This is a genomic window from Streptomyces sp. NPDC018045 (assembly GCF_044327445.1).
GTDB lineage: Bacteria > Actinomycetota > Actinomycetes > Streptomycetales > Streptomycetaceae > Streptomyces.
In genome coordinates this window covers 1-1,076 of the sequence record NZ_JBIRFL010000092.1, presented here as the reverse complement: position 1 = coordinate 1,076, position 1,076 = coordinate 1, and the positions used below count along the sequence as shown (strand labels likewise).

Sequence of the window (1,076 nt, the reverse complement as noted above, 5' to 3'; positions counted from 1 at the left end):
CGGGATTCACACGCTGGCTGGTAAACGCCCGCGCGGTCCTCAGCACCCCATAGCGCGACGGCCCGGCCGCCCCGACCACCACGCGGATACAGCGGGGCCTGAAAAACACCTCCCCTCACCAGCGGACCCCATCACTCATCCCCCACCCTGACCGGGAAGGCCACCACGCCGGATACGCCCGCATCCTGACCGGCGACAAAGTCCGGGTGGAGCTCACGCCCTACGACCTAAGCAAGGGCCGGATCACGTATCGGGCGGGATAGCCCCTCCACCTCCGACTGGAAGCTGTCGTCAGAGTGTCAGGCCCACACGGCCCCCGGACGGCCACATCGGTTGCCGCGTCGGACCCGGTTGCGGACCTGGTCGGATCTCTCGGGGATGGTGTGCGCGAGGCCCCTGCGCCACTGCCAGGTGTACGGATCTCCTTCGAGCTGCAGCCCTTGGTGCTGATGGCTAGGAGTCGTTGTTGCATGTCACGCCCACATCAGCAGGGATGCCAGGGTGACGGCTGCCTGGCAGTTCTCGGTGCGTCCGGCGGTGCCGGAGTACTGCCGTTGCACGCCTGCGGAGCCGGTTCCTTTCTTGAGGAAGCCGGTGTCATCCACGATCAGCACGGCGTCCTGTTCCCCGAGGTGCTCGACGACGTAGTCGCGCACGTCGTCCAGGACCTCCTCGGCGTCCCACTCGATCCGGTTCAGCAGCCGGTGCAACCGGTCCGGCCCGGTATGGCCGGCCTCCTCGGCCAGTGCCCAGCCGTTCTTGCGTTCCAGCGAAGCGATCAGTCCTCGCGTATAGGCCAGCGCCGACTCCCGTGGCTCCGATCTGCCGAACGGTGCGCGAACCGCTCATACATCCGGCCCAACTCACCTGCCCACGACCTGACATCAGCGAGGCCCCCACCCGTAACCGCATCAACGACGAACCTGCCCAGCAGTCACGGCAAGCACCGTTGCAGTACTACTGAGGTTTTCATTAGTTCTGTGGGTGTGGGGGGCTGTGGTGGTGCGGAGATGCTGATGTGCCTTCCGAGCCTGCGTCTGTTGTTTCCGGAGTGTCCGTTCCACCGCTGACACGAC

General features: G+C 65.9%; 2 pseudogenes. One reads left to right on the top strand and one right to left on the bottom strand.

Going from position 1 to position 1,076, the window contains the following annotated elements:
- Positions 1-173 precede the first annotated feature (173 nt).
- Positions 174-263 (top strand): annotated as a pseudogene (locus ACH4EB_RS38750) (translation initiation factor IF-1); the annotation flags it as partial.
- Positions 264-494: 231 nt separating this feature from the next.
- On the opposite strand, the pseudogene ACH4EB_RS38745 reads toward ACH4EB_RS38750, so the two are convergent.
- Positions 495-853: pseudogene (locus tag ACH4EB_RS38745) on the bottom strand (transposase); the annotation flags it as partial.
- Positions 854-1,076: the final 223 nt, after the last annotated feature.